At 67.9% G+C, this 26,505-nt stretch carries 20 protein-coding genes; 13 read left to right on the forward strand and 7 right to left on the reverse strand.

Annotated elements, in window-relative coordinates; all coding sequences use genetic code 11:
- Positions 1–43: 43 nt before the first annotated feature.
- The 4 genes from VK792_RS15415 (at position 44) to VK792_RS15430 (ending at position 6,041) form a co-directional block, all read left to right on the forward strand.
- Positions 44–1,435 (forward strand): AAA family ATPase, encoded by a 1,392-nt coding sequence (locus VK792_RS15415; RefSeq protein WP_326298629.1) that lies wholly within the window; start codon positions 44–46, stop codon positions 1,433–1,435.
- Between the two features lie 139 nt (positions 1,436–1,574).
- Complete coding sequence (locus VK792_RS15420; RefSeq protein ID WP_326298631.1) at positions 1,575–2,576, forward strand: ParB/RepB/Spo0J family partition protein; 1,002 nt, start codon at positions 1,575–1,577, stop codon at positions 2,574–2,576.
- 112 nt (positions 2,577–2,688) lie between these two features.
- Entirely contained in the window at positions 2,689–5,217 is a 2,529-nt protein-coding gene (locus VK792_RS15425; RefSeq protein WP_326298633.1) for a glycosyltransferase, read from the forward strand.
- Complete coding sequence (locus VK792_RS15430) at positions 5,214–6,041, forward strand: Stf0 family sulfotransferase (protein ID WP_326298635.1); 828 nt, start codon at positions 5,214–5,216, stop codon at positions 6,039–6,041. Before VK792_RS15425 ends, VK792_RS15430 begins: the two co-directional genes overlap by 4 nt.
- Before the next feature lie 35 nt (positions 6,042–6,076).
- Here the strand turns inward: VK792_RS15430 and VK792_RS15435 are convergent, their stop codons facing one another.
- Positions 6,077–6,886 carry an ABC transporter permease gene (locus VK792_RS15435; RefSeq protein WP_326298637.1) on the reverse strand — a complete coding sequence of 270 codons (810 nt, stop codon included), beginning with the start codon at positions 6,884–6,886 and terminating at the stop codon, positions 6,077–6,079.
- A gap of 88 nt (positions 6,887–6,974) precedes the next feature.
- Between VK792_RS15435 and VK792_RS15440 the strand changes: the two genes are divergently transcribed.
- Together VK792_RS15440 and VK792_RS15445 are read left to right on the forward strand one after the other, a co-directional pair.
- Positions 6,975–8,273 carry a KpsE/RkpR family capsule polysaccharide export protein gene (locus tag VK792_RS15440; protein ID WP_326298639.1) on the forward strand — a complete coding sequence of 433 codons (1,299 nt, stop codon included), beginning with the start codon at positions 6,975–6,977 and terminating at the stop codon, positions 8,271–8,273.
- Between the two features lie 13 nt (positions 8,274–8,286).
- Positions 8,287–8,949, forward strand: coding sequence for an ABC transporter ATP-binding protein (locus VK792_RS15445; RefSeq protein ID WP_326298641.1), 663 nt, complete (start codon positions 8,287–8,289; stop codon positions 8,947–8,949).
- A gap of 74 nt (positions 8,950–9,023) precedes the next feature.
- Here VK792_RS15445 and VK792_RS15450 read toward each other — a convergent pair whose 3' ends face one another.
- Entirely contained in the window at positions 9,024–10,004 is a 981-nt protein-coding gene (locus VK792_RS15450) for a glycosyltransferase (protein WP_326298642.1), read from the reverse strand.
- 167 nt (positions 10,005–10,171) lie between these two features.
- Between VK792_RS15450 and VK792_RS15455 the strand changes: the two genes are divergently transcribed.
- From VK792_RS15455 to VK792_RS15470, 4 genes are all read left to right on the forward strand, one after another.
- Positions 10,172–12,907 (forward strand): DUF4214 domain-containing protein, encoded by a 2,736-nt coding sequence (locus VK792_RS15455; protein ID WP_326298644.1) that lies wholly within the window; start codon positions 10,172–10,174, stop codon positions 12,905–12,907.
- Positions 12,904–15,153: a DUF4214 domain-containing protein gene (locus VK792_RS15460; RefSeq protein WP_326298646.1), complete on the forward strand. Its 2,250-nt coding sequence runs from the start codon at positions 12,904–12,906 to the stop codon at positions 15,151–15,153. The genes VK792_RS15455 and VK792_RS15460 overlap by 4 nt, the downstream gene beginning before the upstream one ends.
- A gap of 139 nt (positions 15,154–15,292) precedes the next feature.
- A complete protein-coding gene (locus VK792_RS15465; protein ID WP_326298648.1) occupies positions 15,293–18,418 on the forward strand; it encodes a DUF4214 domain-containing protein in 3,126 nt (1,041 codons plus the stop codon).
- 336 nt (positions 18,419–18,754) lie between these two features.
- Positions 18,755–19,627: a TIGR01459 family HAD-type hydrolase gene (locus VK792_RS15470; RefSeq protein ID WP_326298650.1), complete on the forward strand. Its 873-nt coding sequence runs from the start codon at positions 18,755–18,757 to the stop codon at positions 19,625–19,627.
- Positions 19,628–19,647: 20 nt separating this feature from the next.
- Here VK792_RS15470 and VK792_RS15475 read toward each other — a convergent pair whose 3' ends face one another.
- Positions 19,648–21,048: a phosphomannomutase gene (locus VK792_RS15475; RefSeq protein WP_326298651.1), complete on the reverse strand. Its 1,401-nt coding sequence runs from the start codon at positions 21,046–21,048 to the stop codon at positions 19,648–19,650.
- A gap of 168 nt (positions 21,049–21,216) precedes the next feature.
- Here VK792_RS15475 and VK792_RS15480 point away from each other — a divergent pair, with 168 nt between their 5' ends.
- From VK792_RS15480 to VK792_RS15490, 3 genes are read left to right on the forward strand one after another with little or no spacing between them, the layout of a single operon-like run.
- Positions 21,217–22,599, forward strand: a complete 1,383-nt coding sequence (locus VK792_RS15480) for a DUF2793 domain-containing protein (protein WP_326298653.1) — start codon at positions 21,217–21,219, stop codon at positions 22,597–22,599.
- 12 nt (positions 22,600–22,611) lie between these two features.
- Complete coding sequence (locus VK792_RS15485; protein WP_326298655.1) at positions 22,612–22,932, forward strand: hypothetical protein; 321 nt, start codon at positions 22,612–22,614, stop codon at positions 22,930–22,932.
- Complete coding sequence (locus tag VK792_RS15490; RefSeq protein ID WP_326298657.1) at positions 22,929–23,159, forward strand: hypothetical protein; 231 nt, start codon at positions 22,929–22,931, stop codon at positions 23,157–23,159. Before VK792_RS15485 ends, VK792_RS15490 begins: the two co-directional genes overlap by 4 nt.
- 48 nt (positions 23,160–23,207) lie before the next feature.
- Here the strand turns inward: VK792_RS15490 and VK792_RS15495 are convergent, their stop codons facing one another.
- The 4 genes from VK792_RS15495 to VK792_RS15510 form a co-directional block, all read right to left on the reverse strand.
- Positions 23,208–23,510: a hypothetical protein gene (locus VK792_RS15495; RefSeq protein ID WP_326298659.1), complete on the reverse strand. Its 303-nt coding sequence runs from the start codon at positions 23,508–23,510 to the stop codon at positions 23,208–23,210.
- A complete protein-coding gene (locus VK792_RS15500) occupies positions 23,507–23,731 on the reverse strand; it encodes a hypothetical protein (protein ID WP_326298660.1) in 225 nt (74 codons plus the stop codon). The genes VK792_RS15495 and VK792_RS15500 overlap by 4 nt, the downstream gene beginning before the upstream one ends.
- 23 nt (positions 23,732–23,754) lie before the next feature.
- Positions 23,755–25,167, reverse strand: a complete 1,413-nt coding sequence (locus tag VK792_RS15505) for a mannose-1-phosphate guanylyltransferase/mannose-6-phosphate isomerase (RefSeq protein WP_326298662.1) — start codon at positions 25,165–25,167, stop codon at positions 23,755–23,757.
- Between the two features lie 32 nt (positions 25,168–25,199).
- Positions 25,200–26,505 (reverse strand): hypothetical protein (locus VK792_RS15510; protein WP_326298664.1); only part of this gene is annotated, 1,306 nt, incomplete at its 5' end.

Consider the following 26,505-nt stretch of genomic DNA (forward strand, 5'->3'; position numbering starts at 1 on the left):
ATTTCCCGCAACGCACGCGCGGGCAGACCGAAAGGCCGGGCAGATGAAAACGGACCTCCGGGGCGATTTGCCCCCCTATCTCGGGATCGACCCCGACAGCGCAGCGGCCCAGCTGGGGGCGCCCGCCACCAGCGCAGGCTTTGCCGAGATCGCCCGCGCCTGTGCCGCCGGGCGCGCCGACCTGGCCAGCCGCGGGCTGCAAGAGGATGGCAGGCGCCAGCTGCGGCTGTTCTCGACCTGGGAAATCACCCGCTACCTGATCCCGGTGGCCACCGGCCATTTCCGCCGGGTGCTGAAACAGAACCCCGAGCTGCCGCAGGGCCGGTCGGAAACCGAGGGCGGGGCCAAGTGGTTCACCCTGGACGAGGTGCTGCGCCTGCGGGCGCATTTCGCCGCCGAAGGATCGAAGGCCAAGAACTATCTGCCCTACCGCCCCGAGGGCCTGCCGGCCAAGATGGTGGCGGTGGCGAATTTCAAGGGCGGGGTCGGCAAGACCAGCACCGCGGCGCACCTGGCGATGTCGGCGGCGCTCGATGGCTACAAGGTGCTGGTGATCGACCTTGACAGCCAGGGCAGCATGACCTCGATCTTCGGCGGCACGGTGGAGGACGAATGGCAGACGGTGTTCCCGCTGATGGCGCGCCACTATGCCCACCACCTGCGCACCGAGAACCAACGCCGGATGGACCGGGGCGAGGCGCCGCAGCCGCTGGATGAAACCCTGACCGAGGCGCTGGAGGTCAACGCCCGCGACCTGGTGCAGAAAACCCACTGGCCCAACATCGACCTGATCGGGGCGCAGCTGAACCTGTACTGGGCGGAATTCCAGGTACCGGTCTGGCGCATGGCCGGACGTGGCTGGAAGCTGTGGGAGGCACTGTCGGAAACGCTTCAGGCCGATGGCCTGCTGGACGCCTATGACGTGATCTTCCTCGATACGCCGCCGGCGCTGGGATACCTGACGATCAACGGGCTGGCGGCGGCGGATATCCTGCTGGTGCCGCTGGGCGCGTCGTTCCTGGAATTCGACAGCACCGGGCGGTTCTTTGACATGCTGCATTCCACCTTCGGTTCGATCGAAGACGCGGAAAACATCGCCGCCCGCGCCTTGGGCCGGGCCGGGCTGCGGTTCGAATGGGACGCGGTGCGCGCCGTGGTCACCCGGTTCGATGCCACCCAGCAGGCCGAACTGGCGGCGCTGATGCAGGTCTACCTGGGCCCCACCCTGTCGCCGCACCGGCAGGATTTCACCGCGCTGATCGGCCAGGCGGGCGAGCAGGTGCAGGGCATCTACGAGGCCGATTACCGCGATTTCAACCGCGAAACCTATGTCCGCGGGCGCGAAACTTTTGACGAAACCTATGCCGCCTTCAAGGCGCTGCTGGTGGGCAGCTGGCGCCGGGACGAAAAAGCCCGGACCGGGGCCGCGGCATGATCTGCGTGGCGACAACAAGACCCTGTTGCGGGGTGTTTCGCGCGCGAAACGGCCTGCGCGGTGCCGTCCGGGCGCTGCGCTCAGGCCCCGTTAACCAAGGCGCGGTCTGCTGGGGCGCCCAACCCGCAGGAGGTGCCACATGGCCAAGCGCAAACGACTGACCCCCGCCAACCCGCTGTTTTCCGAGACCCCGGGATACGAGACCAAGGCGTTTTCCCCCGCGCCGCCGATTGCCGGGGTGGCCGCGGCCTCGTCCAGCGCGGCGGCGTTGCAGGAACTGGCCGACAGCATGGCCGAGGCCCGCGCCACCGGGCGGATGGTGATCACCGTGCCGCTGGCCCAGGTCGAGCTGGACCACCTGGTGCGCGACCGCATGGGATCGGGCAGCGAAGAGATGGCGGTGCTCAAGGCCAGCCTGCTGGCGCGCGGCCAGCAGACGCCGGTGGAACTGACCGATCTGGGCGATGGGCGCTACGGGCTGATCTCGGGCTGGCGGCGCTGCACCGCGCTGATGGCGCTGCACGCCGAAACCGGCGAAGACCGTTTTGCCAGCGTGCTGGGGCTGGTGCGCCAGCCGTCGGATGCGTCAGAGGCCTATATCGCCATGGTCGAGGAAAACGAGATCCGCGCCGGGCTGAGCTATTACGAACGCGCCCGGATCGTGGCGCGCGCGACCGAGCGGGGGGTGTTTCCCGACACCCGCAGCGCGCTGCGGGCGCTGTTTGCCGCCGCTTCGCGGCCGCGCCGGTCGAAGATCGGCAGCTTCCTGGCGCTGGTCGCGGCGTTCGACGGCCAGCTGCGATTCCCCGAGGCGATCAGCGAACGGCTGGGCCTGGCGCTGGCCAAGGCGCTGGAGGCCGACCCGGGGCTGGCGCCCGTGCTGCGCGCCCGGCTGGAGACCGCCGCCCCCGACAACGCCGAGGCCGAACAGGCCTGCCTGCAGGCCGGGCTGCGCGCCGCCGCCGCCCCGGCCCCCCGTCCTGACCGGGGCCCCGCCCAGGTGCCCCCCGCCCTGCCCCGCCCCGCCGACACCGTGCAGCTGAGCCAGACCGGCACCGGCAAGGTGGTGTTGCAGGGCCCTGGCCTGACCCGCGACTTCATCGATGCGCTGCGCGCCTGGCTTGAGGTCGACAAGGGCTGAGCCGCGGCCCTGGGGGCGCGATGTTTCGCGCGCGAAACCGGGGCCTGCTTGCGCCAAGATGCCCGACCGCGTAAGCCTGAGCGCCAGACCTGCCGGAGACCTGCCTTTGCCGATGTTAGTTGGAAGAGTGTTGCGTATTTTCCGGCGCTACGCGGATGGTTGCCTGAGCCTTGCGCGCCCCGGCGGGCCGCTGTTGTCGGCGGGAGGCCAGACCCATGGCCGGCTGGACCGCATCGCCCTGGTCCGCAACCGCCTGCATGTCGAAGGCTGGAGCGCCGCGCCGCGCATCGGGCTGCGCCAGGGCCGTCACACCGTCTGGACCCGCCCCGAACTGGCCCGCCCCGGCAGCGACTGGCGCGGGTTCGCGCTGGATGTGCCGTTCGAGCCCGGCCCCTTCACGATCCTGGCCGAGGGCAAGGGCCACGACGGCGAAACCGACTTTGCCGGCTTCGGCGCGCGCCGGGTGGCGTGGCGCCGGGGGCTGTTGTTCCTGCCTTACCTGCTGGCGATTGCCGGGCTGGCACCGGTGATCTGGCGCTGGAAACGCCACGGCGATCTGGGCGCGCGCGAGGTGGTCAAGGAACGGCTCTATCTGACCGACACCACCCCGGCGGTCGACATGGACAGCTCTGCCCTGTTCGGCCCGGTCCCGCCCGCGGGCAGCGCGGCGGCGGTGCTGGTGATGCCGGTCTACAACGCCTTCGCCACCCTGACCGAGGCGCTGGAGAGGATCGCGACGCTGAGCGGCCCGGACTGGCAGCTGATCGTGATCGAGGATGCCTCGACCGATCCGCAGGTGCGGCCCTGGCTGCGGGACTGGGCCGCCAGCCACCCCGACCACGTGACCCTTCTGGAAAACGACGCCAACCTGGGCTTCATCGCCACGGTCAACCGCGGCCTGACGGTGGCGCAGGGCCTGGCGCCGGACCTGCCGGTGGTGCTGGTCAATTCCGACGTGCTGGTGCCCGAGGGCTGGTTGCCCCGGCTGCTGGCGCCGCTGGCCGATCCCGATGTCGCCTCGGTCACGCCGTGGTCCAACGATGCCGAGATCTTTACCGTGCCGGCGATCTGCGCCCGCCACGACCTGCCCGCGGGGCTGGGCGACGCGCTGGACCGTGCCGCCCGCAGCCTGCGGCCGCAACCGGCCGTGCACGCGCCCACCGGGGTCGGGTTCTGCATGGTGCTGGGGCCGCGGTTCCTGCGCGCGCATCCGCAGCTCGATACCGCCTTTGGCCGCGGCTACGGCGAGGAAACCGACTGGTGCCAGAAGGCCCGCGCCCTGGGCGGGGTGCACCTGTGTGCCACCGACCTGTTTGTCGAACATCGCGGCGGGCAGTCCTTCGGCAGTGCCGACAAGGTGCGGCTGCTGGAAAGAAACGGCGCCGAGATCCGCCGCCGCTATCCCCGCTATGACGCCGAGGTGCAGGACTTCATCCGTGCCGATCCGCTGGCCGCGGCGCGGCTGGCGCTGGGGCTGAGCTGGGCGGCGCTGAGCGCAGGGGACGCGGTGCCGGTCTACCTGGCCCATGCCATGGGCGGTGGCGCCGAACACTGGCTGCGCGGCCAGATCGCACAGCGACTGGCCAGCGGCGGCGCGGCGGTGGTGCTGCGCGTCGGGCAGGGCCGGCGCTGGCGGATCGAACTGCACGCGCCGCAGGGCATCACCCAGGGCCTGACCGAGGACCTGGCCCTGGTCGAGGCGCTGATCGCCCGCCTGCCCCGGCGCCGGGTGATCTATTCCTGCGGTGTCGGCGACCGCGACGCGCTGGAATTGCCGGGGCTGCTGTTGCGGCTGGCGGGCCACGACGGCCCCGATCCGCAGCCGGTCGAGGTGATGATCCACGATTTCTTCCCGGTCAGCCCGTCCTATACGCTCTTGGGGGCCGATGGTGTCTGGCACGGGCTGCCGCTGCCGGGTACGGCGGCGGGGGACAACCCGGCGCATGTCTATGAACGCCCCGGCGGCGCGCGCGTGGCGCTGGCCGACTGGCAGGCCGCCTGGGGGGCGCTGATGGCGGCGGCGGCCCGCGTCACGGTGTTTTCCGACAACAGCCGCCAGCTGGTCGCGCAGACCTATCCGCAGGCGGAACAGAGCCTGATCGTGCGCCCGCACCCCCTGCCCGCGCCGCCGCCGCGTATCGCGCCGGGTCAGCCCGCCGACGGCGTGCCGGTGCTGGCCGCGCTTGGCAATATCGGCGCCCAGAAAGGCGCCGCCGTGTTGCAGGCGCTCAGCAGGGACCTGGCCCGGTCGGGACAGGCGCGGCTGGTGGTGATCGGCCATATCGACCCCGATTACGCCCTGGCCGCCCCGGCCCGGGTGCATGGCTCTTATGAACTGCGCGACCTGCCGGGGCTGGTGGCGCGCTATGGCGTGTCGGCCTGGCTGATCCCGTCGGTCTGGCCCGAGACGTTTTCCTTTACCACCCACGAGGCGCTGGCCACCGGCCTGCCGGTGATCGCCTTCGATCTTGGCGCCCAGGGCGACGCGGTGGCCCGCGCCGTGGCCGCGGGCGCGCCGGGGGCGGTGCTGCCGATGACCGACCCGCCGCGGCTTGATCCGGCCGACCTGTTGGCGGTACTGGAGGCGCGGCGCCCGCCAGCCCCCACCCGCAACACCGTGTTGGAGACCGATCCAGGATGAAACGTTTCTTTTCCGGCTCGCGCGGCCCGCTTGACCTGTTTCAGCGCAAGGGGCTGTCTGAAACGCTGGCCACCCCCGGCCCGCACGAAACCGCCCTGACCCGGCTGTTCGGGGCAGAGGGTATGCGGCGGCGCTCTGACGGCCTGTGTTTCCAGACCCCGCTGGTGGTGATCGCCTTTACCAACCGTTCGGGGTCGAACCTGCTGGCCGACTATGTCCGCCAGGGCAAGGTCGCGGGCCCGGCCGGAGAGTTCCTCAATCACGATTTCGTCACGAAACATGCGCGCGAACAGGGCATCACCCGGCTGCCGGACTACATGCTGTACCTGCAAACGCGCTTTGCCGGGCCGGCCGGGGCGCTGGCGATCAAGGCCTCCTGGGACCAGCTGGCGATGCTGCACCGCACCGGGCTGACCGGCATGTTCCCCGAGGTCCGGGTGCTGCACATGCTGCGCCAGGACGTGCTGGCGCAGGCGGTGTCCTATGTGATCGCGCTGCACACCAAGCAATGGACCAGCAAGCACGCCGTCGAACAGGACGAGGTGCCCTTCAAGCCCGATCTGATCGAGCATGTGGCGGCGGATTTCCACCAGGCCAACCTGCTGATCCGGCTGATCTGCGACGCCACCGGGATGCGCCGCTGGGCACTGGCCTATGAACAGATGTGCCACGACCCGGCCACCCATGTCGGCAATGTGCTGGTGCCCGCGGGGCTGGCGCCAAAGGACTGGGCGCCCGACGTGCCCCGGATCAGCAAGCAGGCCGGGCCGCGCAACGCCGAGATGCAGGCCGCCGTCCTGGCCCGGCTGCGGGCTGTGCTGTAACGCGGGGAGTGCCCCGGAACCGGGCCTGAACAGGGTCAGCGGTTGTTCAGCAGGTCGCGGTGATGGCGCCGCAACAGCACCAGCCCGAAAGCCAGCGACGAGAGCGCCACCACGAGCACGTAGGTCTTCGACACGTAAATGGCGTCGTAATTGGCGTAGAACCCCCGCCGAGTCAGGCTGATCAGGTGCAGCATCGGGTTCCACAGCAGGTAGGGCTGGTACGGCGTGGGCATGTTCTCGAACAAAAAGAAGATCCCCGAGATGATGAACATCGGCCGCATCATGATGGACCAGGCAAAGCGCCAGACCTCGAACCGGGTGAAGAAATAACAGTTCAGCGTGCCCAGCCCCAGCGCCAGCAGTGCGGTCAGGCCAAAGGCCTCGATGATGACCGGCAGATCCAGCGTTGTGCGGGTTTCGAACACCAGCAGCATCCCGGAAAACACCAAGTAGGCGACCATGAACTGTGTCATCACGTTCAGAATGAAGCGGGCCAGGATCGCGTCGAGATAGGTCACCGTCGGATAGGCCAGCAGTGGCCGGGAATAGCCCAGCGATTGTGCGATCTTGTTGTGCATCGAGTTGAACAGGGTGAAGGGCAGCATCCCGGTGGCGTAGAATATCGGGAAATTGTTGCCCAGCGGTGGTGAGCGGAACACCGCCGAGAACACCACCGTCATCAGCGCGATCCCGGCCAGTGGTTCCAGCAGCGCCCAGAGATAGCCGCCGGGAGAGCGCCCGTAACTCGTGCTCATTTCGCGCAGAACCAGCGCCCCGATGGCGCGCAGGCTGGCAAACCGCTGGCTTTTGTAAAGCTTGGGGGGCGAAGCGCTTGGAACAGTCATTGCGTGGCCGGATCATTGACATGGCGTCGATGCCATGATGAGTGTAGTATCATTGTCGCTTTAGCGATGCCAATATGATGATATTGATTTGACCCCCTCTGATCAAAAACCCGGAACGCTCAGTCTTGTTCCGAACACCGGAGAGGCACCGAAACCGCGCCCGGTTCCGCCGCCGCCAGATTTTTCGGCGCCCAAACCGAAAGAAGAAAAAGCGCCTGCCGCCCAGCCGCAGGCCCAGCCCGCCGCGACCGGTGTCGCGCCGCCGGTGTCGCCGGCCTATCGTCGGTTGCGGCATTCTCTGGTGATGCTCAGCTTCGTGCTGTGCGTGCTGTTGCCCGCCGGGGGTACGGGCTATTATCTGTGGGAGATCGCGGCCGACCAATACGCGTCGCGCATGGGCTTTTCCGTCCGGCGCGAGGAAAATAGCTCGGCGCTGGAAATGCTCAGCGGGCTCAGCAAGCTTTCCGGGTCGAGCTCGAACGACACCGACATCCTGTACGAATACGTCCAGAGCCAGCGCCTGGTGCGCGATCTTGATTCCGAGATCGACCTGAGGGCGATCTGGTCGAAACCATCGCAGGACGTGATCTTTGCTCTGCCCGAAGATGCCTCGATCGAGGAACTGGTGGAGTACTGGAACTCGATGGTGCGGCTGTCTTTCGGCACCGGTTCGGGGCTGCTTGATATCGAGGTGCGGGCGTTTTCCGCCGACGATGCCCACCTGATTGCCCAGAAGCTGTTCGAGCGCAGTTCCGACCTGGTCAACGAACTCAGTTCGGTTGCGCGCGAGGATTCGATTTCCTACGCCCGCGAAGACCTGGACACCGCGCTGGAGCGGCTGAAGGAAGCGCGCGAAACCGTGACCCGGTTCCGCAACGAAAACCAGATCATCAACCCCGAGATCGACCTGCAAAGCCAGGCCGGGCTGCTGGGCAATTTGCAGGCGCAACAGGCCGAGGCGATCATCGAGATCGACCTTTTGAGCGAAAGCGTGCGCGACGGCGACCCGCGGCTGGAACAGGCGCAGCGCCGGTTGCAGGTGATCGAGACCCGGATCGCTGCCGAACGCGAAAAGCTGGGGGTGCGCAGCACCGACCCGGCCAATGGCGAACGCGCGATGGCCGATATCGTCGGCGAATACGAACGTCTGGTGGTCGATCGCGAATTTGCCGAACGCGCCTACCTGTCGGCGCTGGGGGCCTATGATGCCGCGCTGGCCGAATCCCGCCGCAAGAGCCGCTATCTTGCCGCTTATCTGGAACCGACGCTGGCCGAGACACCGAAATACCCGCAGCGCACCACGCTGCTGTTCCTGGTTTCGCTGTTCCTGTTCCTGGGCTGGTCGATCGGGGTGATGATCTATTACTCGGTCAAGGACCGCCGCTGAGCGGGGCGCAGGCATGATCCGGCTGGAAAACCTGACCAAGATCTTCTCGATGGATGGCAAGCGCAAGGTCGTCGCGGACAACGTCAACATGGTTTTTCCCACCGGGCGTTCGGTGGCGCTGATGGGACGCAATGGAGCCGGGAAATCGACCCTGCTGCAGATGATCGCGGGCACCCAGGACCCAACCTCGGGGCGGATCGTATCGACCGGGTCGATTTCCTGGCCTGTGGGGTTTGCCGGCTCGTTCCACGCCGATCTGAGCGGCGCGCAGAACACCAGGTTCATCGCCCGGATCTATGGCGTGGACTGCGACGAGCTGGTGGGGTTTGTCGAGGATTTTGCCGGGCTGGGAGTGCATTTCCACCTCCCGTTGCGGACCTATTCCTCGGGGATGCGGTCGCGGCTGGCCTTCGGCGTGTCGATGGGCATTGGCTTTGACACCTACCTGGTCGATGAAATCACAGCGGTCGGTGATGCCGCGTTCCGCGCCCGCAGCAGCGAGATCTTCCTCGACCGGATGAAACGTTCGGGCGCGGTGGTCGCCACCCACTCGATGAGCCAGGTACGCGAACTGTGTGATGCGGCCGTGGTTCTGGAAAACGGCAACCTGATCTTTTACAACGATGTCGAGGAAGCCATCGCCCATCACAAGCGCAACATGGCGACCGACACCTGAAACGTTTCGCGCGCGAAACAGAGTCTGCTGCGCGGGGCCGTTTCAGACCCTGTAGCAGGCAAACAGACTCTGGATCAGACCCGCCCCAGGGCCGCGGCGATATACAGTGCCAGCGTGGTCAGCCGGGTCTGACGATAGATCCCGGCGCGGGCAAAGGCCCGCATCCGCGCCAGCCCGGGCCGCACCGGCACCGCCGTCAGCGCCCGCAGCCGGGCCCGGTTGCGGCGGGTCAGTTCGTTTTCGGCGGCCTGCAGCGCGGCGATGTTGGTGGCGATCCAGCTGCCATAGTCCCGGCCCAGCACCTGCATCGCGCGTTCCAGCGTGGCGGCAAACCCGCGATGCGCGCCCATGGTGTTCTGGCCGTGCTGGCGATAATCGACAACGATGCGCGGGTCGATCACCACCGACCCACCAGCCCCGCTGACCAGCTGGTACAGCCACCAGTCGTGATAGGGCACACCTGCCGGCACGCCGACCCGGCGCACCAGCGCCAGCGCGCCGGGGCTGAGCACCAGGCTGTTGCCGCTGACCACGTTCTGCACCAGGGCGTTGCCGAATCCGGGGGGGCGTTTCGGCGGGTGTGACCGGCCGATCGGCTGCAGCCCGGCATCGGTCATCCGCAGCAGCCCGCCATAGATCGTCACCGGCCCCCCGGTGCCCAGCCCGGCGCGGGCATGGGCCAGCTTGCCGGGATGCCAGACGTCGTCCTGGTCCGACAGCGCCACCGGCCCGGCAGGAAACTCGGGGTGGCACAGCGCCGACAGGAAATTGGTGGCAAAGCCCTGCCCCGGCCCACGGATCAGCCGCACCGCGTGATCGGGGCCGACCTCGGCCGCGAAGGCGCGGATGATGTCGCGGGTGGCATCGGTCGAGCCGTCGTCGCTGACCCACAGATCCCAGGCGGTGTCGGTCTGCGCCTTGTAGGACGCCAGCTGGTCGGCCAGCCACTTTTCGCCGTTATAGGCGCCCAGGACGATGGTGAACCGCGCCCGCCGGAGCGCGCTGCGGGCCGAGGTGTCGGAAGAGACGGACGGAGGGGCGGACGGGGTCGGCATCGCCTGCTCATGCCCGAGAAACGGACCCCGCGCAACCGTGGCAATTTGAGCGGTCTTGTCGGCAAACGCCGCGGTTTCGCCGCCAAGCTTGCGCGCCGCCGCCGCCGGGACGACCCAGCCTGTCCGGCGGGGGCGGGCAACCGGGGATCGGGGTCGCGCAGGCCGTGGTGGCGTTTACACATATCAACACGCGGACGGAGGGGCCGCAGGCCTACCTGACCGCAATCAGCGCGCTGATGGTGCGGGGCGCGGGGGCCGATATGCGGCTCTATGTCGGTACGGCCGGGCAGGGCGGGGTGATGGTGCTGGACCCCGCGCGCGGGCTGGCGCCGCGCGATTACGACATCTTCAGCGAAAGCGGCGCGGGCCTGTCGGCGCCGCGCGACCTGGTGCCGGCGCCGGTGTCGGGCGGTGCCGCGCTGTTGACGCCGGGGCGCTATGGCCAGCAGATCGAGGGCCGCTGGCTGGCCGCCGACGGCACGCTGGGCGACCGGTTTGCGCTGACGCTGGACGGGCTGGGCCCGGACGCGGTGACGGCGCTGGCGTCCTTCACCGCGGCGGGCGGGCAGGTGCTGCATGTCACCGCGTTGCGCAACGGTGCCGGGATCACCCTGTGGCAGCAGGCCGGCACCCAGGCGCGGCTGGTGCCGGTGGGGGCGCAGGCCCGCGATCCCAGCTTTGCCGCCGGCGACGTGACGGCGCTGGCGCATCTGCGCAGCGGTGGGGGCGATTTCGTGCTGGCGCTGTCGGCGGCGGGCAACAGCCTGACGGTGTTGCGCGCCGATCCGCTGGCCGGGCTGGGGGTGACCGCGCGGGTCGATCCGCGCGACGGGCTCTATATCGACACGCCGGTGGCGCTGGCCACCGCGACGGTGGCGGGGCAGGCCTATGTGCTGGTGGGCGCGGCGGGCAGCGGTACGCTGTCGGTTCTGGCGCTGCGGCCCGATGGCAGCCTGCAGCTGACCGACCAGGCGGGCGATGACCTGACCACCCGGTTCGCCGGGGTGTCGGTGCTGAAAACAGTCTCTGTTCATGGCCAAACGTATATTGTTGCGGGCGGCTCGGACGACGGGCTGAGCCTGCTGACCCTGCTGCCGGGCGGGCGGCTGGTGCAGCTGGCGCAGGTGGCCGACGACACCGCCCTGGCGCTGAGCGATCCGTCGGCGCTGGCGCTGGCGTCGCTGGGCGGCGCGGCGGATGCGGCGCTGGCGGTGTTCGTCGCGGGCGAGCTGCCCGCCAGCCAGAGCGACACCGGTGCCGGGATCAGCCACCTGCGGGTCGATCTTGGCGCGATCGGGGTCAGCGTGCATGTCGGCAACGCCGGGGCGCGCCATGACGGCAGCGCCGGGCGCGACCAGATCGTCGGCGGGCTGGGCAATGACACGCTGTCGGGCGGTCCGGGCGAGGATGTGCTGTGGGACGGGGCCGGGTCCGATGTGCTGACCGGCGGGACGGGGGCGGACCTGTTCGTGCTGTCCAACGACGGCACCACCGACACGATCACCGATTTCGAACGCGGTCTCGACCGGCTGGACCTGTCCACCGTCGGGCGGTTCTACACCGTCGCGGCGCTGGACATCCGCGCCACCGCCCAGGGTGCCGAGATCCGGCTGGGCGACGATCTGCTGGTGGTGCGCAGCGCCGACGGCCGCAGCCTGTCGGCGCGCGATTTCGACATCGGCGACCTGCGCAACCTGTGGCATCTCTCGACCGCGCCGCTGCCGCCCGAGAACCTGGTGCTGGAAGGCGGCGGCGGGGTGGATTTCCTGGAAGGCCGGGGTGGCAACGACACGCTGATCGGCGGCGCGGCGGGCGATCTGTTGCAGGGCCAGGACGGCGATGACTGGCTGCTGGGAGAGGCCCGCGCCCCGCTGTTCGACGCCGCCGCCGGACAGGTGTACCGGCTCTACCAGGCGACGCTGGACCGCCCCCCCGACACCGGCGGGCTGCTGGACTGGACCGGGCGGCTGATGGCGGGCACACGCGACCTGGCGCAGGTCGCGGCGGGGTTTGTCAACAGCGCCGAATTCGTCTCTGTTTATGGCCAGACCGGCAACAGCGCCTTTGTCGGCCTGCTGTACCAGAACGTGCTGAACCGCGCCCCCGATGCCGGCGGGCTGGCGCATTGGGTGGGCCTGCTGAACGGCGGCACCAGCCGGGCGCAGGTGGTGTTGGGCTTTTCCGAAAGCACCGAGTTCAGGGCCGGCACCGCAGTGGCGGCGCTGTCGGTCAGTTTCGCGGGGTTGCAGGCAGAGTGCTCGGACGATGTGTTCCGGCTCTATCAGGCGACGTTGGGCCGCGATCCGGATGCGGCGGGGTTCTTGTCGTGGACCGCGCAGCTGGGGCAGGGCCTGCCCTTTGGCAGCGCGGTGGCGGGCTTTGTGAATTCGGCCGAGTTCCAGCAGACCTATGGCGCCACCGACAACATCAGCTTTGTCAGCCTGCTCTATCGCAACGTGCTGGACCGCGCCCCCGACACCGGCGGGCTGTTCTTCTGGCTGGGCCGGTTGGGGATCGAGGGCTGGAGCCGGGCGCAGGTGGTCGAGTCCTTTGCCCAAAGCCCCGAGTTCATTGCCGCGTCCCGCGCGGATCTGGCGGGCTGGCTGCGCGGGTTGGGGATCGACGACACGCTGGACGGCGGTGGCGGGGTCAACACGCTGGCCGGCGGGGTGGCGTCGGATTGCTTCGTGTTTCGCGCCGGAACCGGCGGCCATCACGTGGTGGCCGATCTCGAACCCTGGGACATGCTGCGGTTCGAGGGCTTCGGCTATGACAGCGCCGCCGATGTCCGGGCCCATCTGTCGGTGCAGGGCGGCGATGTGCTGTTCAGCGACGGCGGGGTCAGCGCCCGGCTGGTCGGTGCGGGGCTGGACGATTTGTCCGATGCCATGTTCGACTATTGAAAAACCCGGTCGGCCATGGTCCTGATGGACCTGTCGAAAATGTCTGGTGGCCCCGCGAAACGGCCAGCGGACAGCGCCCCGGCCGATCCGCGCCTGATCCGTTCAAGGAATACCCGATTCCCACAGCGACCTATACCCCCACCGATTTCGAACAGGCGATGCTGGAACTGCTGAACCGCGCCCGCACCGACCCGCAAGGGGAATTCGCCGCGCTGATCGCCGATGCCGCGGCGGGCACCGGGGTGCAAGGCAACATCACCAACGCGCTGAGCTATTTCGGCGTCGATATGGCCGCGCTGCAAAGCCAGATCGCCAGCCTGACCGCCGTGGCGCCGCTGGCCTGGAACACCGATCTGACCGAGGCCGCCAAGGACCATTCCGAGGCGATGATCGCCGCCGACACCCAGTCGCACCAACTGCCCGGAGAGGCCGACCTGGGCGACCGGATCGTTGCCACCGGCTATCTTCAGGGCGCGCGCAGCTATGCGTTTGGCGAAAACGTCTATGCCTTTACCGATGATCCGGTGTTCGGCCATGCCGGGTTCTTCATCGACTGGGGGTTTGACGCCAGCGATTTCGACCCCGCCAGCGGCACGCTGATTTCCAACTGGAAGACCAACGGCGACGGCATCCAGGATCCGGCGGGCCACCGCGAAACGATCATGAACAGCCGCTATACCGAGGTCGGCATCGCCGCGCTGGAGGAAACCAGCAGCGCCACCCAGGTCGGGCCCTATGTCGTCACCCAGGATTTCGGCTCTCGCGGGGGGTACGAGTCGCAACTGGTGGGGGTGGTGATCGCTGACAACGACGGCGACCGGTTCTATGACATGGGCGAGGGGCTGGCGGGCATCACCGTCACCGCGGTCGGGACGCAGGGCACCTTCAGCACCACAAGCTGGTCTTCGGGCGGCTACCAGATGGTGCTGCCGGCGGGCAGCTATACCGTCAGCTTCGCGGGCAGCGGCATCACCGGGGCGCTGGCGCATGCCATTACCATGGGGGCCGAGAACCTCAAGCTTGATGGCATCGCGGGCGACGCGGTGGCGTTTGCGTCCTGCATCATGGGCACCAGCCTGAGCGAAATCGTGCTGGGCACCGGCGGCACGGCGCAGATGCTGATCGGCAAGGGCGGGATGGACACGCTGACCGGCGCCACGCTGGACGACACGCTGTATGGCGACGATATCGAGATGACGTACCACGCCGCGCTGTCGGGGCAGGTCTATCGGCTGTACCAGGCAACGCTGGACCGCGCGCCGGACAGCGGCGGCCACCTGAACTGGGTGACGCAGATCCTGTGCGGCGACACCGATCTTCAGGGCGCGGCGGGCAGTTTCGTCAACTCGGCCGAATTCCAGGCCGTCTATGGCGCGCTGACCAACACCCAGTTCGTCGAACTGTTGTATCAGAACGTGCTGGGCCGGGCGGCCGATGCCGGCGGGCTGGCGGGCTGGGTGGGCCAGCTGGAGACCGGCACCTCGCGCGCCGAGGTGGTGATCGGCTTTTCCGAAAGCCCCGAGTTCATCACCGCCACCGCGGGCGACGCGGCCAGCTATGCCCAGGGCCACACGCCGTCGGCCTGGACCGACGACGTGTTCCGGCTGTACCAGGCGACGCTGGACCGGGCGCCGGACCTGTCGGGGCTGCTGGACTGGATCGGCCAGCTGGGCAGCGGCCGGGCCTACCTGTCGGTGGTCACCGGCTTTGTCGCCTCGACCGAGTTCCAGACCACCTATGGCGCGCTCAGCGACAGCGATTTCGTCGAGCTGCTGTACCAGAACGTGCTGAACCGGTCCGCCGATGCGGCGGGGCTGGCGGACTGGACCGGGCAACTGGCGGCAGGCACCTCGCGCGAGGAAGTGGTGCGTGGTTTCGCCCAGAGCGGCGAGTTCATCGCCGCCACCGATGCGGCGCTGGTCAGCTATGTGCGGGGCCTGGGCACCGACGACCGGCTGGAGCCGGGCGCGGGCAGCGGCCAGGTGGTGTATGGCGGCGCGCTGTCGGACCTGTTCGTCTTTGCCTCGCAGGCCGGTGCGGCGGTCAGTTCCGACACGGTGATCGGCGATTTCGAGGACTGGGACAAGCTGCACCTGGAAGGCTTTGGCTATATCCAGACCAGCGAGGCGCTGGCGCATTTCACCCAGTCGGGGGCGGATGCGGTGTTTGTCGATGACAATGTCACCCTGCGCCTGCTGAACGTGGCCGTGACCGAGCTGGACGCGGCGCATTTCCAGTTGGCCTGACACGACCGCCCCGGGTCCGGGGCTGAAAAACGTGATGGGGCCCTTTTGCTTTGTCCTTGAGAGGACAGGGAAAACCGTGTTTTCTTGCAGGGAATAAGGGGTCACCCGGGGTCACACCGGGAAGAGGAGGTTCCAGACCATGCTGATCGACTTTTTTGGCAATCCGCGCGGCAACGATGTCTTTGTCGATGCCTTTCTGAACACCACCAGCAATTCGGTGAACCCGTCGGTGATCGCCACCTCGACGGAAGAGATCACGATCGAGAACCCGAGCAACGGCTATCGCTCGGTCTTTACCGGCACCGGCCTGCCGCTGGATCCCAACACTACCCTGACCGGTACCCTGACCGACTGGGACCTGTATGACGACCAGGGCCACCAGGTGCTGAGCGCGTCCAACATCAGCTGGAGCTTCCAGGCGTTCATCGAAGGGCTGGTTGCGCTGATCGACGCTGGCAACCCGGCGCCGATGAACGCGCTGTTCAACCTTCAGGACATCTCCTTTGACGGTGGCCAGAGCAACGAGAGCATCGACCTGGGCGACACGTTCACCGGCGTGACCCGGGCGATGCTGATCGACGGCAGCCCCTATGACGACACCCTGCGCAGCGGCGCGGGCGATGACACGCTGTTCGGCGACGACGGCGACGACCGGCTGTACGGCGGGGCGGGCGATGACGAGCTGTCGGGCGGTGCCGGGCGCGACCGCCTGTATGGCGGGATCGGCGACGACATGCTGGATGCGTCGGGCGGGTCGGCCGAAAGCCAGAGCTGGGGCGACTACGTGCGCCCGGGCCTGGGCGAAAACACCATCATCGGCCATGCCGGGCTGTGGCAGCTGGGTGAGGGGCTTGATCTGAGCTATGGCGAGCTGTCGGGCATTGGCGGGGTCACGATCACTTCGGGGCGCAACGGCTCCGGCTCGACCGAAAGCGGCATGCCGGGCGCGGTCAGTGACAGCTTTCTTTACGTGAACTTCTTTGAAGGCTCGCAGGACGGTGACAACATCACCGGTGGCGACGACGACATCTGGGAAGGCTTTGCCGGGCTGGCGGGCAACGACACGATCGACGGCGGCGGCAGCGCCGGTGTCAACCAGCTGGTCTATGCCTATGAGCCCGACTGGTACAACGGCGCCGGCTCGGGCATCGTGGCCAATGTCGCGACCGGCACGGTGGTCGACACCCAGGGCTTCACCGACAGTTTCAGCAACATCAACGCCATCGAGGGCAGCGCCTTTGACGACAGCATGACCAATGCCGGCGGCAGCAGCGGCATGCGGTTCATCGGTGGCGCGGGCAACGACACGCTGATCGGCGGCTTTGGCATCGACAACCTGTTCGGTGGCGACGGCGACGATTCCATCCGCACCGGCGACAGCAACGTGGAATACGATTATGTCATGCCGGGCGAAGGCACCGACACCGTCGACCTGAGCGACGTGCAGCTGGGCTATGTCGACATCGATCACAGCGACCTGCAAAGCGGCGCGATCACCGCGGTTCTGAACGGCCCGGCCAACACCGCCACCATCGACAAGGCCGCGGGCGGGCGCACCACGCTGATCGACCCGGAGGCGGCGATGGGCGCCGACGGGCTGGGCCTGTCCGGCACCCGTTTTGGCGACAGTTTCGTGCTGACCCCGTCCGACGACGGCTGGCTGGAAGTGGCGGCTCTGCAAGGCAATGACACGATCGAGGTGCTGGCCCACAACGGCACGCTCCGGCTGAACTACAACATGTGGAACGGCAGCAACGGCATCGCCATGAACCTGGGCAACGGGCTGGTGTCGAACGATGGCACCGGCGGGACCGACACGCTGATCGGCGTCGACAACATCACCGAGATCCGCGCCACCCGGTTCAACGACCTGATCGTCGGGTCGGATGCCGCCTATCAGCGCTTCATCCTTGAAGGCGGCAACGACACGGTGAACGCCGGCGGCGGCACCGACGAGCTGCGCTATGACCGGTCGGGCGTCGGTCCGATCGAGCTGGACCTCGAGGCGGGGCAGGCCACCGGCGACTGGAACGGGGCGGCCTTCACCACCACCTTCAGCGGGGTGGAATGGGCGCGCGGGTCGCGCGATGGCGGCGACATCCTGCTGGGCGATGGCGGGGCGAACCGGTTCCTGGCCAATGGCGGCGATGACACGGTGGTGGGGCGCTATGGCGCCGATCTGCTGCTGGGCGAGGCGGGCAACGACCTGCTGGTCGGCGATCATTGGGTTGCGGCCTATGCCCCGGGCGAAGCGGCGCAGGTCTATCGCCTGTACCAGGCCACGCTGGGCCGCGCGCCCGACATCGGCGGCCACCTGGACTGGACCGGGCGGATCTATGCCGGCGACGTCGACATCCGCGGTGCGGCCGGGGGCTTTGTCAACTCGGCCGAATTCCAGGCCACCTATGGCGCGCTGGACAACCCGCAGTTCGTCGAGCTGCTGTACCAGAACGTGCTGGGCCGCGCCGCCGATGCCGGCGGGCTGGCGGGCTGGGTCGGCCAGTTGGATGGCGGCGCAACCCGGGCGCAGGTGGTCGTGGGCTTTTCCGAAAGCACCGAGTTCAAGGCCAACACCGCCGCCGAGGCCGCCAGCTTTGCCCGCAACGCCAATGAACAGACCTGGTCGGACGAGGTCTATCGCGTCTACCGCGCCACGCTGGACCGGGACCCCGACCGGGGCGGCTTCCTCGACTGGATCGACCGGCTGGCGGATGGCACGCCGCTGGTCAACACCGTCACCGGCTTTGTCAACAGCCAGGAATTCCAGAACACCTATGGCGCGCTGACCAACGCCCAGTTCGTCGAACTGCTGTATCAGAACGTGCTGGGCCGCGCCGCCGACGCCGGCGGGCTGGCCGACTGGACCGGGCGGCTGGACAGCGGCACGACGCGGTCGCAGGTGGTGCTGGGCTTTTCCGAAAGCACGGAATTCATCAACAACACCCGGCAGGACACGACCGACTGGATCAAGAGCCTGGGCTCGGACGACGAGTTGCGCGGCGGGGCAGGGGACAATACCCTGGCCGGCGGGCGGCTGTCGGACTGGTTCATCTTCGACACCGCCGAGGGTGGCAACCACGTGGTGCTGGACCTCGAGGCCTGGGACGAGCTGCATTTCGAAGGCTTCGGCTATGCCGACGATGCGGCCGCGCGCAGCCACATGACCCAGGCCGGCGCCGATGTGGTGTTCGACGATCAGGGGGTGAACGTCACGCTTCTGAACATCCAGCTGGGCATGATTTCGGACGACATGATCCAGGTCTGATCTGCGCCGGAACAGGGTCTGATCCTGGGGCAGGGCAGGGGGCCGCGGGCGGCCCTCTGGCTGCGTTCGGAGCCTGTGGCCAAACATGCGATCCCGTCGGCGCGGATCTGCCGCGGCCGGGTGGTCGGGGCAGCCCGACGGCAGCACCCTGACCCCGGTGGCCCCACCGCGGGCCTGCTGGTGACCCGGAAGCCGGCACTGCGGGCGCGACGGTCCGCGCGCAATGGTCTGTTGTCGTCGATTCCTTTCGACGCTAGACAACCGGCATACCATCCCCGCAGGTGGGGGCCTGCCATCGGCCCCCTTTGTTTTGACCGTGCATCCCGAGAGATTTTCATGACCCGCATCATCCAATCCCTGTCCGAGATTTCCGACCGTTACCCGGCGCTTTACGTCGACCTTTGGGGCTGTGTGCACAATGGCATCACCGGCTACCCCGAGGCGGTGGCGGCACTGCAGGCCTATCGCGCCACCGGGGGCACGGTGATCCTGGTCACCAACGCGCCGCGGTCGCGGCACGAGGTGGCCCGCCAGCTGGAGCGGTTCAACGTGCCGGCGGAGTGCTATGACGACATCGCCAGCAGCGGCGACAGCGCCCGGTCGGCGATGTTCCAGGGCACCGTCGGACGGAAGGTCTGGTTCATGGGCACCGATTTCGACCTACCGTTCTTCGAGCCGTTGAGCCTGATCGACACCCCGGTCGAGATCGAGCGCGTCGCGTTGGAAGAGGCTGAGGGCATCGTCTGCTGCGGCCCGTTCGATTCCCATGCCGATCTGGAGGAAAACCAAGAGGCCTTTGCCTATGCCAGCGCGAAGGGGCTGAAACTGCTGTGCGCCAACCCCGATATCGTCGTTGATCGCGGCGAGCGCCGGGAATGGTGCGCCGGGGCGCTGGCGCGGCTGTATACCGAGATGGGCGGCGAGAGCCTGTATTTTGGCAAACCGCACGGGCCGATCTACGACCTTGCCCGCCGCCGTCTCAAGGCGCTTGGCAAATCGGCCGACACCGCCGGGATCCTGGCCATCGGTGACGGCATCGCCACCGACATCAAAGGCGCCATGGGTGAAGGCATCGACGCGCTGTTCATCACCGGCGGGCTGGCCGCGTCTGAAACCAGGACCACGCAGCAGCCCGAGCCCGCCGCGCTGGCGGCCTATCTCGACAAGGAAAACTGCCAGCCGGCCTACAGCATCGGCTTTCTGCGCTAAGACAGGCCGCGCTGGCGGCGTCAGCCGCCCAGCCGTGCCTTGATCAGGGCCAGGTGCGCGGTGACCAGCTCTTCGGCGCGGGCGGTCGAGGCGGCCTCGGCATAGCAGCGGCATTCCGGGGCGTTGCCCGAGGGGCGCAGGTGCACCACCGAGCCATCGTCGAAGGTGACGCGCAGGCCGTCGGTCAGATCCAGGGACTGTTCCGCCCCGACACCAGTGAAAAACGCCGCCCGCGCCGCGGCGCTGCCGGTCAGTTCCGTGATCAGGGCTTTGGATTTCTCGGTCGCCACCTCCTGCACCCGGTCGGCGGCGGTGAAGCGCGGCGGCAGGTCGGCCACCAGCGCGGCCAGGCTCTGGCCGCGGGCCCGGGCTTCGGCCAGCGGGGCGACCAGCGGCAGCAGGCAATCGCGGGTCATCAGCGGCGCGATCGGTCCGGCGGGGCCGGTGGCGTCAAAACCCAGCAGGAAGCCGCCGTTGGCCTCGTAGCCGACAACCGCCGCGGCGGGATCGGCGGCCAGCACCTCTTCCATCGCGGCGATCACGAAGGGAGAGCCGATGCGGGTGCGGTGAATCGTGTCGAACACGGGCATATCGGCGATCTGGCCGTTCGATGATACCGGCGTGCACAGCACCCTGGCCCCCAGCGCGCGGGCGGTCAGCGCGCCCAGAACATCCCCCGGGATCACCGTGCCGGCGGCATCGGCCAGCATCGGGCGGTCGGCGTCGCCATCGGTCGAGATCAGCGCATCGAGCCCGTGTTCGGCACACCAGCCGGCCAGCTGGGCGCGGGTGTCGGGATCGACCGCCTCGGTATCGACGGGGATGAAGATGTCGGACCGCGCCAGCCGCACCGCGGTGCCGCCCAGGGCCTCGACGGTGTCGGCAAGGATGTCGCGCGCCACAGAACTGTGTTCATAGACCCCGATGGTCAGCCCCGCCAGCGCCTGCGGCCCGAAGGCGGTGACATAGCGGTCGCGGTAGGTTTGCGCCGTGTCAGAGACGATCTCATGCCCGCCGGGGGCCGCGGCCGTGGTCCAGTCCTGGCCCAGGGCGGCGTTGATCGCCGCCTCGTCCTGTTTCGACACCTCGCCGCTGGGGACATAGAATTTCAGCCCGTTGCGGTCGGCGGGAATGTGGCTGCCGGTGACCATCACCGCCGATTGCCCCGCCGCCATCGAGCGCAGCGCCAGCGCCGGCGTCGGGATCGGGCCGACCTCGACCGCGGTCAGCCCGGCGGCGCGGATGGCCGCGATCACATGGCCGGCGATTTCGGGCGAAGACGGGCGCAGGTCCCAGCCGACATGCACACCGTCGCCCTGCGGGCAGGCCGCCAGGAAGGCGCGGGTATAATCGGTGACAAGCTCGGGCGTCAGCTCGGTGACAAGGCCGCGCAGGCCGCTGGTGCCGAATTTGGGGGACATGAAAGGTCTCGCTTCAACTTGGGTCTGGAATGGAACTGGGATCGGTATGCCGCGCGGCGCCAGACCGTGCAACCGCCAAACCGGCGCGCAACGCGCGCTGGGGTAAAGATTGCTTTAACCTGCCCGCCTAGGGTCGCTCCGGTCAGTCAACCCACCGGGAGTCGCCGCATGTCCGATACCTCCGCCAACCTGGCGATGCCCTATCTGCTGCCCAGCCAGGCACAGAAGCATGTCACCCACAACGCCGCGCTGGATCTGCTGGACGCGGTGGTGCAGCTGAGCGTGGAAAGCCGCGCCCTGACCGTGCCGCCGGCCCTGCCCGGGGACGGGGCCCGGTATCTTGTGGCGGCCGGTGCCACCGGCGACTGGGACGGGCAGGCGGGGCAGGTGGCGGTGGCGCGCGGCGGCGGCTGGGCCTTTGTCGCACCGCAGCCGGGATGGCTGCTGCACGACCGCGACACCGGCGAGGTGCTGGTGTTCGACGGCAGCGCCTGGGCCCGGCCGGTGCCGGACACCGACAACCTGGCCGGGGTCGGGATCAACACCGGCTCTGACCTTGTGAACCGGCTGGCGGTGTCGTCGCCGGCGACGCTGCTCAGCCACGACGGGGCGGGGCACCAGCTCAAGATCAACAAGGCCGCCAGTGCTGAGACCGCCAGCCTGTTGTACCAGACCGGCTGGTCGGGCCGGGCCGAGATCGGGCTGGCGGGCAATGACGACCTGGCGCTGAAGGTCAGCCCCGACGGCAGCGCCTGGACCGAGGCGCTGCGCACCGAGGCGGCCAGCGGCCGGGTGATCGTGCCGCAGGGGGCTGAGATCGGCGGCGTGCTGACAGGCAGCGCGGTGCAGGCCGGTAACCTTGACCAGACGCTGGGCGTGTTGCTGACGGTCGGGGCGTTTGGTCTGGGCAAGGGCGGCGGGCTGCCTGCCCCGAACAACGATGCCGACGACTGCGTTGTGCCCGGGTTCAACTACCGGTTCAGCACCAGCGGCGCCAATTGCCCTGTCGCAAACCCCTATGGGTCTTCCTTGCAGGTGTTTGCCGGAACCGGTGGCAACCGGTTGCAGCAGTTGTTCGTGCATTCCAACGGGTCTGACATGTGGGTTCGGTCGTCAACGGACGCCGGGGCAAGTTGGGGGACCTGGGACCAGATATTTACCCAAGGCAGCATCCTCGGGGCGGTTTCGGAAAGCAGTGGCACACCAACCGGCGCGATCTTCGAGGCTGGCGCGAATGCAAATGGATCTTACGAAAAATATGCAAGCGGCTACATGGTTGCATGGACCGAACGGCTGATCGACGTGACCGCAACAGGCGCCCAGACGTTCAACCTGCCGGTCACGTTCGTCTCTGATCCGGCACCTGTCGTGTCGTGGTGTCACGACGGGACGGCATCCCCCAACGCGGCCTTGCACTACAGCAATATTGAGGGAATTTCCGTGTCCAATACGCACGACAGCGTTGCGATAAATCTCAATTCGGCAGGGGTTGCGGACGCCTCTGCGTACAAGGACACATTGCGCTTTTGCGTACAAGGCCGCTGGTTTTAAGGAGATCCCCCCATGAAGATCGAGCTATCCCCGGTGCGCAGAGATGATCGTTACACGCTGGCGGTGACCGGCGATGTGCTGATCATCAACGGCGAAGCCTTCGATTTCACCGCCCTGCCCGAAGGGGCAAGCCTGCCGCGCGAGGCGGTGGCCTGCGACTGGCTGATCTCTGACGTCGAGCGCCAGGGCGGGGACCTGCGGTTGACCCTGCGGTTGCCACATGGGGCCGGGGCCCCCGACGAAACCCGGTTTCCGCATCCCCTGACCATCACGACCGACGGGCCGGTTGCGCTGCCGCCGTTCGGTCCCTTGCCCGAGGAGAGCACGCCATGAGCAATATCGATATGAGCCGGATGGTCAGCGCCGAGGACAAGGCCCGGGCCGCGACCGTGGCCACCTTGGAGGCCGAGGTGGCAGAGCAGGCCGCCTACCTCGCGGCGACCGACTGGTACGTCACCCGCTTTGCCGAAACCGGCACCGCGGTGCCCGAGGAGGTGCGGGCCGCGCGCACTGTGGCGCGCGACCGGGTGTCGGAGATCCGCGATCAGCTGCGGGCGTAGCGGCGTTGCTGCCTGAGCGGCGCGCGTTGGACCTGCCCCCCCTGGGGGTCAGTCCAATGTCACGGCATCAGGGGCGACGTTGCGGCCGATTTTCAGCGACACCGGGTCAACCGTGACCTGCAACGCGACATGGGTCTTTTTTTCCCGGGCGCGGTATGATGCCTTGTAGTCAGCCAGGAAACGTCCGGCGAAGTCCAGCGTCCGCTCATCGCGCAGCAGGTTGGTGGCGAGCGTATCTGCGCCCTTGCGCGCGCGGATGGCCAACCGGTCTTCAAGCATGGCGACGACCTGCCCGACATCAAGGTTTTCGTAGGTGACGACGGTCAGATCCTGATGCCCGAGGCGGGTCACGAGCAAATCGTGCAGGAAGGTTTCCTCTGCGCCGCCCCAAGAAAGGTGATCTTGTTGCGGGTATACATCTGGTCCGGGATCGGCCCCCGGAAGGCATGGCCGGCCAGCATGACCTGACCATAGTCGACGATCCGGCGATCGGTCCCCTGGTAGGGGCCGACAATGCTGGTGCGCAGGACACCGGAGTGGTGCAAAGGTGGGCCTGGATCGAGCTTCTTCATGGCCGTCGTTTCCCTGTCGCCGATCAACTGCGGGCGTAGACGTCTTCGTAGCGGATGATGTCATCCTCGCCCAGGTAGGAGCCGGTCTGGACCTCGATCAGCACCATCGGCACCTTGCCGGGGTTTTCCATCCGGTGCACCGCGCCCAGTGGGATGTAGACCGACTGGTTCTCGCTCACCAGCTTGACGGTGTCGTCGATGGTGACCCGCGCGGTGCCCTGCACCACGATCCAGTGCTCGGACCGGTGGTGGTGGGATTGCAGCGACAGCGCCGCGCCGGGGTGGACGTGGATCCGCTTGACCTGGAACCGGTCGCCGATCACCAGGCTTTCGAACCAGCCCCAGGGGCGGTGGTCGGTCGGGAACGCGGTTGCCTGCTTGGCGCCGCGGGCCTTGAGTTCCTTCACGGCCTTCTTGACGTTCTGGCTGTCAGAGGTGTCGGCCACCATCACCGCGTCGCGGGTGGCGACGGCGACGATGTTCTTCAGCCCGATACCGACCAGTTCGATTTCGGGAGATTCCGACCGCAGCAGGGTGTTTTCGCAGTCATAGGCGGTGCTGTGCTCGGACACGGCGTTGCCGGCGGCGTCCTTGTCGGATTCCTGCCAGACCGATTCCCAACTGCCCAGGTCCGACCAGTGCCCGTCAAAGCGCACGACGCTGACGTTGGGGGCCTTTTCCATCACCGCGTAGTCGATCGAATCCTCGGGCACCCGGGCCCAGAGCGCCGGGTCGATGCGGGTAAAGCCCAGGTCCTTGCGCGCCGCCTGCATCGCCGCCTTGACGGTGTCGTGGATGTCGGGCGCGTGAGTCTTGAACGCCTCGATCAGGTCCGAGGCCCGGGCCAGGAACACCCCGGCATTCCACATGTTCTGCTTGTCGGCGAACAGTGCCTCGGCGCGCGCGGCGTCGGGCTTTTCGATGAACTTGTTGAGCACATGCACGCCGTCATGGGTGGCAGCGCCCGCCTCGAGCCAGCCATAGCCGGTTTCGGCCCGGGCCGGGGCGATGCCGAAGGTCACGATGCGGCCTTCCTCGGCGGCGACGCGGCCCTGGGCCACGGCCTTGCGGAAGGCTTCGGGATCGGCCACCGCGTGGTCGGACGGCACCAGAAGGATCAGCGTTTCGGGGTCGATCTCGGCGGCGTAAAGCGCCGCGGCGATCGCCGCCGGTGCGGTGTTGCGGCCGTCGGGCTCGATCATGATGCCGGCGGGGGTGACGCCGATTTCATCCAGCTGTTCTGAGACGATGAAGCGGAAGGCATCGCCGGTCACCACCACCGGGGCGGCAAAGCCGTCGCCGGCGAACCGACGGGCCGAGGCCTGGAACAGGCTTTCGTCGCCAACCACGTCGGTGAACTGCTTGGGAAAGCTCTTGCGCGACAGGGGCCACAGCCGGGTGCCGGAACCGCCACAAAGCAGGATTGGGGTAATCATGGGGTCTGTTCCTTTAATCAATGTCTTGCGTATCAGGCCCGTGCAGTCTCGCAGATCAGCGCTGCGAGCCCGTTGCCGTCAAGCGCGGGAGGGGCCTTTTCATCGGGGGCCTTCCAGCAAAACATGGTTTGTTGCTGGGGCTTTCTCGTTGGGGTCACGGCGCGGACCACGACACGTTCGGCCACTTCCGCGCCGTCGCCGACATCCGACAGCACCAGCTGGCGCAACTGGCGGGTCGGGGTGCCGGAGCCGTAGTCGACCTGGGTCGAGATCGACCTCAGGACCTTGCCTGGGCCTAGATCAAACCTGATCGCCGGCCCGGAGCCAGAGGTGACGATGGCCGCGCCAATGAGCCGGCCGGTCAGCGCAATCTCGGGCTCGGCCCCGAACGGGGTGAAAGGCACCCGCATGATGGAATTGTCGAACACCTCTTCCTTGGCGTCCGTGGGCCGCAGCAAGGTCAGGTCGAGCACGTCGAAATGCGCCGCGCGCTCGGGGCGCTGCACCGGCGGGCGGGCCTGGCGGTGCATCACCATGGCGTATTCTGCCACCCGCTGCGGCAGCGGGCCGTCGACCTTGTAATGGGCGTCGTCGGAATACCACTGGACCAGATCGGGCGCGCCGCGCGCCATCACCGTCAGCAGCGTGTGCACGTCCAGCATCGGCACCCGGTAGCTGTTGAACAGCTTGCGCAGGTGCGGCAGGTAGGGGTCCTCGGCCAGGCCGGCCTGATACTGGGTGCGCATCACCACCGGGATCAGCGGCCGGCGTTCACGGATGCACAGCTGGATCAGCCATTCCACATGGTAGAGCATCGTTTCCAGCGACTGCCCGTTTTGCAGGTGGTTGAATTCGTTGATGCCGTATTCCCAGAACACGGCCGCTTCGGTTGGTCGGTTGGGCATCGACAGGAACCGGAACAGCCCCATCAGCGTGGTGCAGGCGCCCACCGACAGGTTGGTGATCTCGGCCAGCGGGCCGAAGTCGCGGCGCAGCAGGTTGACCCAGCCGCCCTGCAGCATCGAGTTCGACCCGCCCAGTACCATGCCGTGCAGCTTCGGCGGCGGCGCCATGCGCAGCGGCACCGAGGGATTGATATGCGGCAGGCCGGGCTCGCAGTTTTCCATGACGTCTTCGGGGATGTTCAGCAACGAGATGAAGCGCATGTCGCGCGCTTGCTTGTGCGTGAACTCGTCCTCGAAGCTACACACCTCGAGCGACCCCCGACCGCCCGATCCGACCTCGATCGCCGCGGCCAGCTGTGCGCGCATCGCCGGCCAGTCGACGTTGGGCTCGAACCGCTCGAGGAACTCGACATAGTCGTCCGAGACGCAGCCC

Source organism: Mesobacterium hydrothermale (assembly GCF_035818635.1).
Taxonomy (GTDB): domain Bacteria; phylum Pseudomonadota; class Alphaproteobacteria; order Rhodobacterales; family Rhodobacteraceae; genus Mesobacterium_A; species Mesobacterium_A hydrothermale.